This is a genomic window from Turicibacter sp. T129, assembly GCF_025594975.1.
Lineage (GTDB): Bacteria > Bacillota_I > Bacilli_A > MOL361 > Turicibacteraceae > Turicibacter > Turicibacter bilis.
The window spans coordinates 1-8451 of sequence record NZ_JAMQUU010000096.1; the positions used below are offsets into that span (position 1 = coordinate 1).

Below are 8451 nucleotides of genomic sequence, written 5' to 3' on the forward strand. Positions count from 1 at the left end.
CACTTAATATTACAATCTATCATATCAAAAAATTTTATAAAAATTGTATGATATTGAAAAAAAGAAACAGAAAACTTTAAAAAGATAATAATAATGGTAAAATGATGTCATAGCTATTTATTGAAATGAGGTGTTAGTCATGCTAGAACAACTGAAAAAGAATAAGCAATTATGGTTAAATTGTTTAAGTATATTCATTGTCGGAGTTGGATTAATCTTTATCTATTATATTTTAAAGAATTTAGGCCTGATTACTAATCAGATTCATACATTCATCTTATTAATTCGTCCGGTTATTATTGCTTTTGGAATTGCTTATGTTTTAAATCGACCAATGATATATATTGAAAAAAAGCTAAAAGACTTAAGTCGCAAAATATTTAAAAAGGAGCTAGCATCAGGTGCTAGTCGAGGATTCACCATTTTACTTTTATTCATCCTTGTAGTCGGGTCTATTTACGTTTTATTTAATAGCATTATTCCACCAATTATGAAAAATTTACGATTATTATTAGAATCATTACCAATGTTTCAAGAAAGTATGAATTATTACATTAAAGAGTTAGGTCCGTATGTGGAATCCTTTATTAATCAACAACAAATTGATCAAATATCGAACTTTATTACTAATTTACTAAGTGCGATAGGGACCCAAATCTTACAGTTAGGAACTGGAGTCATTACGAATGTAACTGGATTTGCCATTAGTACGTTAACAACGATTATTTTGTCGATCTATTTCTTAAAAGATAAAGAAATCTTAATTAATTCGGTGGATAAAGGTGCTCAAGCATTATTATCACCAAGACTTTTAAAACGTATGAAACAACTGCTTCATGATTTAGATGTAGTGTTTGGTGGTTTTTTAATTGCTCAATTAATTGCAGCAATCCTAGCTGGAGTATTCTCAACATTAATTTTATTAGTCATTCGTCATCCATTTGCCATCTTAGTTGGACTTGTAACAGGAGTCACAAATGTTATTCCATACATCGGGCCAATTTTAGGAGCTTTGTTAGGTTGTGTCCTGGGGTTATTCTCAAGCTTAAATTTAGCCATCTTATCATTAATTTTATTAACCATTTATCAACAATTAGATGCAAATGTTATTCAACCAAAGTTATTAAGTAATAGTGTTGGATTAAATCCAGTTTGGGTCTTAATTGCTATCTTAATTGGTGGACACTATTTAGGAATGGTTGGAATGATTGTTTCTATTCCATCAGCGGCTTTAGCACAAATTTATTTAACACGCCGCTATCATCGACTTAAAAATCAACAAAAAATATAACAGCTATTTCTAATAGATGTTTTTAACTTAAAGAAATTTATTAAAATTTAATATATATAAGTCCAGATAAGTTTTTCATATCGGAAAACTTTTAGCTGGACTATAGTCTGTCTTAGTATTAAAGCAATCGATTAACTAAGACTGATATAGAATGATGAAATACATTTCTGTTTCTATATAGCTACCATGTTAACTTTCATCCTTAGTTTAGAGGAAATAATATAATTATTAGAATGAGAGGCGTCCTAGCCTATAAAATTAAAAAAGCTCATCAACTGCTATTTGTTGATGAGCTTTCTTTTTATATATTTTCTTGTTTCAAAGCGTCGATAATGTTTAGTTTTCTTATTTGAATGAGTGAGTACCACATCGATAATCCAACAAAAATAAAGATTCCAAAGATAGCAATGATAAATGAAGACCAGGGTAGAGTAAATGGTATTTCAAAATTTGATTTTAAAATTTGATAAACGATGTACATTAACCCGATACTGAGTGGGATTCCATATAATAATGCTTTTAATCCATAAAATAGACTTTCAAATCGAATCATTTTATTAAATGATTTTGAATCCATTCCAACCGAGCGAATCATAGCAAATTCACGCGTACGAAGAAGCATACTAGTTGTAATTGTGTTAAACACGTTCACGAGACAGATAAGCGTAATTAAACAAATGAATCCATAGGCAAAAATTGAAATTAATAGTTCTAGCTGTTTCTGTGACTCATGCGACTTTTGAAGACTAAAAATACTAGGCATTGTTAATGAATTAGCTTCCTGATATAAATTGACGATTTCATTCTCTAATGTAGAAGTATCATCACTTGTTAAATAGAGAGATAAATTGCTATAACCTCCGTCAAATACACCTTGCTCAAACATCCCTTCAATAGCTGATAGAGGAGTAATTACAGGGATGTTATTTGAAAGGAAATCGTAAGTTATTCCCATAGGTAGCTCACTTGTATAACCAAGTACGTTAAATTGATATTCGTTTGAGTGAAAGGTTAAATGATCGATTTCTTTTAATAGATTAACCTGCATATATTTATTATCTTTTAAGAATTGGTTTGTATTAATGACAACGATTGGAATTGTTGACGAATTACTTATTTCATTATTTTGATCAATATAACGATTGAAGACATCATCTCGTATTCCATAAATTTTTAATTCAAACTGATTGAGTAAAGCTGAAAAGTCTGTATCTGATTGTTCGCCTTTTAAAAGTTCAATTGCTTGTTCAGTTAAAAGATCTTCTGTAATTGAAGTGTAAGTGTAAGCTTTTTGAATATAGTTATAGTCTTTGACACTTGGTAAGCTAACAATTTCATCGATTAAAAGACTTTCTGAAGAATGACTTAGAGCGTATCCATAATCATTACTATCTCCACTCATGTATAAATCATAATTAATTGTTTCCAACGTTAAATTATAAGCAGACTGTAAAGTATTTAAAAAATAAGTGGTTATTAAAAATAAAGAAAAACTTAAAATAAGGGAAAAGACAGTTGCACGATAGCGGCGTTTTTGGCGCTTAATATTTTTAAGAGCTAAATCACCTTCAATTCCAAAGATCTTTGAGACTACTTTTGATGTTTTGACTGCTCGACGTGGAATTTTCACTTCAGTATTTTGACGAATTGCAATCATCGGTGAGACCTTTGCTGCACGACGAGCAGGAATCCATGCTGAAATAAAAATAGTTAAGATAGAAAATAAAATCGCAATAATAATGGAAGGAGCAGAAATGACGAGTCGAAGCGCGATCGTCATATTAGCGGCTGATTGAAAAATAGGATTAACAAGATTGAAAGTGACTCCCATTCCAATTGTTCCAAATAAAAGTCCTAGTGGAATGGCAATTGTTCCAATCACAACACCTTCAAACAAAATCGCGCTACATTTTTGAGCTTTTGTTGCCCCAACACTTGCAAGCATCCCTAAATGCTTCATTCGCTTACTCGCTGAAATAGAGAAGGCATTATAAATGACACTCACAGATCCTATCATAATCACACACATAAAGAAGAAAGCAAGGGAATAAATCATCAGATTCATTGAATCATTTCCTGTCACACCGTAAAATCGTAATAACTCTTTATTAAAGGCAATCATTGGACTCTCAGTTGCGTCTTTAGGAACATTTGCTTCACTTGCTACTTGCATCGCATGGTTATAAAGCTTTGGTGTAATATGACTTAGTTGCACGGAAACATCTACACTTGAAAGAGTAGCATCTAATTCAGAATCTAAAGCAGTAATCACCGTAAAAGCAGGGCCCCATGACGAAATGTAGCGTGGTTCAGAAGTAATTCCAACAATAGTGAATGTATATTCTTTTGTATCAACTAATGTTTCTATGTTACAGTCACCTCCCCAATCACTTGGAGATAAATACTCTCCAAACTCATTCACACGTTGACCAATCGTCAAAGTAATCGTATCCCCAATTTGATAATTAACACCGCTATTATAAATTGCATCTTTTGATAAGAGAATCTCATGTGAATTAGCAGGGAAACGTCCTTGAATTAAATTAACAGGAAAAGCTTCTTGTGCAGATTCATTAAAAGCAAGAAGATGAAAATAAGGTTTACTAGAATACTTATTCTCATCTAAGCGAGCATGCCCAAGTGATTGAGAATAGAAAGTAGCTTTTGTATCTGAGTCATTTTCAATCACAGATAAAGATTCTTTCGGAACATCTTCATATAAAACATGCCAGTTTCCATCGATTTGAATCGTGCGTCGTTGAAGTAAATCCATAAATGATGCTGCTGAAGTGGCAACGGCTGTGATCATCGTCACCGATAAAATAACTCCAATTAATGTCACTAATGTTTGTCTTTTATTTTCTTTTAAATAACTAATCGTTAACTTTTGAATAATGTTCATCGACGAATCACCTCATCTTTCATGATGCGACCATCTTCAATTGAAATGATACGATCAGCTTGTAAAGCAATTTTCTCATCATGTGTAATAACAATTAATGTTTGATTATATTTTTTATTCGATAACTTTAATAATTCTAAGATCTCCTGGCTGTTCTTCCCATCTAAATTTCCAGTAGGTTCATCGGCTAACACAAGTGCAGGGTAGTTAATCAGTGCACGTCCAATTGAAACACGTTGTTGTTGACCACCTGATAATTCATTAGGAAGGTGATTGACACGTTCACTTAGGCCGAGTGTTTTTAATAATTCATCTAATTGAGCTTCATCAACCTTACGGTGATCAAGAAGTAGAGGAAGTGCAACATTTTCACGTACATTTAATACAGGCATTAAGTTATAAAATTGATAAATTAATCCGATTTGTCGGCGACGAAATACAGCTAACTGTGTCTCATTTAAGTCATAAATATTTGTTTGATCAATATAAACATTCCCACTACTTGGATAATCGACTCCCCCTAAAATATGAAGTAATGTTGATTTTCCAGAACCTGAAGGTCCAATAATCGCAACGAACTCTCCTTTATTAACGGAAAAACTAATATCATCTAAAGCTTTAACGGCTGTTGGTCCTTCGCCATATACTTTACTAACATGTTCAACTTTTAAAATTTCCATTTCTAATCCTCCTTGTTTGATTTGATAACTTAAGTATACCGTTCGAAGGTGACAGCTTAGTGACTAAAAAAGTGACAGAATAGTCACTTAAACAATGAGTTTATAAAATTTTAATTTAAAGGTTGTTCCAACACCTAGTATACTTTCGACTAATATATCACCATTTTGTTCATTAATAATACTTTTGGCCATGGCAAGTCCAATCCCGACGCTATCACGATTTGCATTTTTCCCACGATAAAATCGTTTAAATAAGTACGGAAGATCCTCTTTATCAATTCCTTCCCCATTATCTTTAATTGTAATCTCTGTATAAATCGGATTTTTTTGTATATTTACTTGAATCGTTCCACAAACGGGCGTATGTTCAATCGCATTTTTAAAAATATTAGTTAATGCCTCAACAGTCCAGTGAAAATCACCGACAATTTTGCACTCGTCTCCTTGAACGATAAACTGTTGCTCTTTAATTTCTAGTGGAATCATTAAAGGTTCAATCGCATGTTGAATTAAAGTTTTAACTGAGAGTATCTCTTGTTTAAAATCAGCAGTTTTTGTATCGAGCTTCGCAAATTTTAATAATGAACTGACTAACCACTGTAAACGATCGAGTTGAGTTTTATTTTGACTTATAAACATCAGTCGTGTTTGTTCATCTAAATTGGGATCAGCTAATAATTCATTCATCATACGCATCGAGGTTAATGGTGTTTTTAATTGATGAGAAATATCAGACATGGCATCTGCTAAATACTGTGTTTCTTGTTCAAGTAACTCATTTGCTTCTTTGAGCCGTAACGTCACTTTATACAGTTCACTTTTTAAAATACTAAGTTCACCTTCTTGATTATCTCGAATTTCTAATTCATAATGTCCAAGACTGACGCGCCGTAATGTTTCAGAAAGCTTCGCTATTTGAATGTATCGCCAGCGATGATACATAAAAAAAGCAATCCACATTAACACCTGCATCCCTAATACAAAAAGCCCTAAGCGTACATTCACGATCAGACAAACGATAGTTACTAAACACATTAAAATAAATTGGATACTCATGAAGATGAAAAATTCTTTATTTCGGCTCATTCCTTCACCTCTAACTTATAGCCAAGTCCTCGGACGGTTTGAATTAAAGTTGGTTTTTGTGGATTGTCTTCAAGTTTTTCACGAAGACGCTTAATATAAACTGTTAGAGTATTATCGTTCACAAAATCACCAGCCACATCCCAAATGCTATCAAGTAGCTGAACGCGACTTAACACTTGATTTTTATGATGAACAAGTATCAAGAATAAACGATACTCAAGTGCGGTTAACAAAACTTCTTTGGAATGTTTATATACTTTAGCTTTAGCCAGATCTAAACTGACATTGCCAAATGTTAACGAACTTGGTTGTGCTTGTGTCTTGCCGCTACGGCGAAGCACAGATTTGATACGTGCAATTAACTCCCGAATACCAAAAGGTTTTGTAATATAATCATCAGCTCCTAGTTCTAATCCCATCACAATATTAACTTCAGCGTCACAAGCAGTTAGGAAAATAACAGGTGTTTGAGTGGCATTTGAACTTTTTAAAAACTGACACACTTCATAGCCATCACCGTCAGGTAATCCAACATCTAAAAGCAACAAATCGAACGTCTTTTGGTTTAATAATGCTTTAGCCTCTTTAACCGTACCAACTGATTGAACCTGAAATCCTTCTTGTTTCAAGGCAAAACTTAATCCCATAATAATTGATGAGTCATCCTCAATTAATAAAATTTCCATCAAAATCCATCCTTTCGCATTAGTTTTACTATACCCATAAATAACTGTTCTTGAAGTGACGATTTCGTCATCTTTATTAAAAATGATGCGATATTTTGTCGAATTTGAAAAATAATATTATAAGAAAGGAGGATATGTATGTTTAAACCGAAACACGTTTATATTGAAAAAGAAGCACTTGATTATCCACTCGGGAATGAATTAAAAGAGAAGTTTGAAAAGATGGACATTCCAGTTAATATTTTAGAAAGTAATCGCGTCAATTTTTTAAGAGGAAAAAATGTTCAAGAAAAATATGAAATTGGAAAACGTGTACTTGTCATTGGAGTTCGTCGAACACTTGAATTTCAATCATGTAAGCCATCTGCACATTATCAACTGCCACTCGTGACAGGTTGCATTGGAAAATGTGAGTACTGTTATTTGAATACGAATTTAAAAGATAAGCCATTCACACGTATCTATGTGAATATTGATGATATTTTAAAAAAAGCAAAACGATATATTCAAACTGGAAAGTTTAGACCAACTATCTTTGAAGGATCCGCAACCTCAGATCCTGTCCCTGTTGAACCCTATACGCATGCCTTAGCTAAATCCATTGAATTTTTTGCTAAAGATCCTAATACAAGATTTCGCTTTGTCACAAAATTCACCGATATAGATGACTTACTTCATCTCAAACATAATGGGCATACTGAAATGCGCTTTTCTATTAATACAGATACCGTCATTGAAAGTTTCGAACATGGGACCCCAAGAGCAAAACAACGAATTGAAGCAGCCCGCAAAGCAATAAAAGCAGGATACCCCGTTGGATTTTTAATTGCGCCGGTTTTCATCTATCCCAACTGGAAAGAGGATTACCTCATGCTTATTAAAATGTTAAAAGACTTTCTTCCAAATGAAGAGTCACAACATCCCATCACTTTTGAAATCATCTCCCATCGATTTACACCAACCGCTAAAAACCATATCCTTCAAGTCTTTGAAGAAAGCCAACTTCCCATGAATGAAGCTGAACGGACTTATAAATATGGTCAATTTGGTTATGGAAAATATGTCTATCCAAAAGAAGTTATCGCTGAAATCAAAGAACTCTTTGAATTCGGATTAAAACATCTTCCATTTCCTTATGAAATTAAGTATATTATCTAGTTGTAGAAGGGAAAATTTTATTTATATTCTGAGTCTTTACCAGAAATAGCCCTTGATGATTTTTTCTATTAAAACGATGAATTTAAGTGTTAAAATGAGTTGTTTTCCATATAATTTAAACGTCATTTTAAATAAGAAAATATTTTTTTAAAATCAACAATGCGTTTGGGTGATGAGCTTATAGTCTTTAAATATTTTCAAATTAATTATTTTTGTAAAACGCTATCCCAAATCTTTACAAATAGATATTCGCATGATATGATGATGGTAAGGATTGTAACTGGTTAGGCAGGCAAAACCCACTTCTATAGGGAGGGTTTTGCCTTTTTTTATATTCATTTCGAGGTCAGATTGATGATGGGAGAGGAAGATAGATGTATATTGAAAAAGTATTAAATAATAATGCATTTATATCTTTAGATGAAAATGGCGATGAAATAATTGTAATGGGAAAAGGAATTGCTTTTGGAAAGAAAGGAAATCAAAAAGTTGATTTAACCAACTTAAATTACAAAATATTTTCGTGTAAAAATAAGAATATTAATAATAAATTAATTAGTATTGTCTCTGACTTATCACAGGAATATATTTTGTTAACTCGGAAAATTATTTCAACATTTGAAAAAGGAGTCTTCACCAGAAATGGTG

At 32.4% G+C, this 8451-nt stretch carries 7 protein-coding genes; 3 read left to right on the plus strand and 4 right to left on the minus strand.

The annotated features are described in order from the left end of the window. Nucleotides 1-139: 139 nt before the first annotated feature. On the plus strand, nt 140-1291 hold the full coding sequence (locus NEH75_RS12800; protein WP_055305797.1) for an AI-2E family transporter: 1152 nt from the start codon (nt 140-142) through the stop codon (nt 1289-1291). Between the two features lie 301 nt (nt 1292-1592). Here NEH75_RS12800 and NEH75_RS12805 read toward each other — a convergent pair whose 3' ends face one another. The 4 genes from NEH75_RS12805 to NEH75_RS12820 all read right to left on the minus strand — a co-directional run bounded on the left by NEH75_RS12805 (nt 1593) and on the right by NEH75_RS12820 (nt 6645). Then, nucleotides 1593-4193 carry an ABC transporter permease gene (locus NEH75_RS12805; RefSeq protein WP_055305796.1) on the minus strand — a complete coding sequence of 867 codons (2601 nt, stop codon included), beginning with the start codon at nt 4191-4193 and terminating at the stop codon, nt 1593-1595. Beyond that, nucleotides 4190-4873, minus strand: a complete 684-nt coding sequence (locus NEH75_RS12810; protein ID WP_055305795.1) for an ABC transporter ATP-binding protein — start codon at nt 4871-4873, stop codon at nt 4190-4192. The genes NEH75_RS12805 and NEH75_RS12810 overlap by 4 nt, the downstream gene beginning before the upstream one ends. 87 nt (nt 4874-4960) lie before the next feature. Further along, complete coding sequence (locus NEH75_RS12815; protein ID WP_055305794.1) at nt 4961-5959, minus strand: sensor histidine kinase; 999 nt, start codon at nt 5957-5959, stop codon at nt 4961-4963. Beyond that, nucleotides 5956-6645 carry a response regulator transcription factor gene (locus tag NEH75_RS12820; RefSeq protein ID WP_055305793.1) on the minus strand — a complete coding sequence of 230 codons (690 nt, stop codon included), beginning with the start codon at nt 6643-6645 and terminating at the stop codon, nt 5956-5958. The genes NEH75_RS12815 and NEH75_RS12820 overlap by 4 nt, the downstream gene beginning before the upstream one ends. Nucleotides 6646-6783: 138 nt before the next feature. Here NEH75_RS12820 and splB point away from each other — a divergent pair, with 138 nt between their 5' ends. After that, complete coding sequence (gene splB / locus NEH75_RS12825) at nt 6784-7803, plus strand: spore photoproduct lyase (RefSeq protein WP_055305792.1); 1020 nt, start codon at nt 6784-6786, stop codon at nt 7801-7803. A 374-nt stretch (nt 7804-8177) separates the two neighbouring features. After that, nucleotides 8178-8451 (plus strand): CAT RNA binding domain-containing protein (locus NEH75_RS12830; RefSeq protein ID WP_317452428.1); only part of this gene is annotated, 274 nt, incomplete at its 3' end.

What these genes read in the sequence shown, in the direction of transcription:
- NEH75_RS12800 (WP_055305797.1), top strand. Translation starts at nt 140, where the DNA reads ATGCTAGAACAACTGAAAAAGAATAAGCAATTATGGTTAAATTGTTTA.
- NEH75_RS12805 (WP_055305796.1), bottom strand. Translation starts at nt 4,193, where the DNA reads ATGAACATTATTCAAAAGTTAACGATTAGTTATTTAAAAGAAAATAAA.
- NEH75_RS12810 (WP_055305795.1), bottom strand. Translation starts at nt 4,873, where the DNA reads ATGGAAATTTTAAAAGTTGAACATGTTAGTAAAGTATATGGCGAAGGA.
- NEH75_RS12815 (WP_055305794.1), bottom strand. Translation starts at nt 5,959, where the DNA reads ATGAGCCGAAATAAAGAATTTTTCATCTTCATGAGTATCCAATTTATT.
- NEH75_RS12820 (WP_055305793.1), bottom strand. Translation starts at nt 6,645, where the DNA reads ATGGAAATTTTATTAATTGAGGATGACTCATCAATTATTATGGGATTA.
- splB (WP_055305792.1), top strand. Translation starts at nt 6,784, where the DNA reads ATGTTTAAACCGAAACACGTTTATATTGAAAAAGAAGCACTTGATTAT.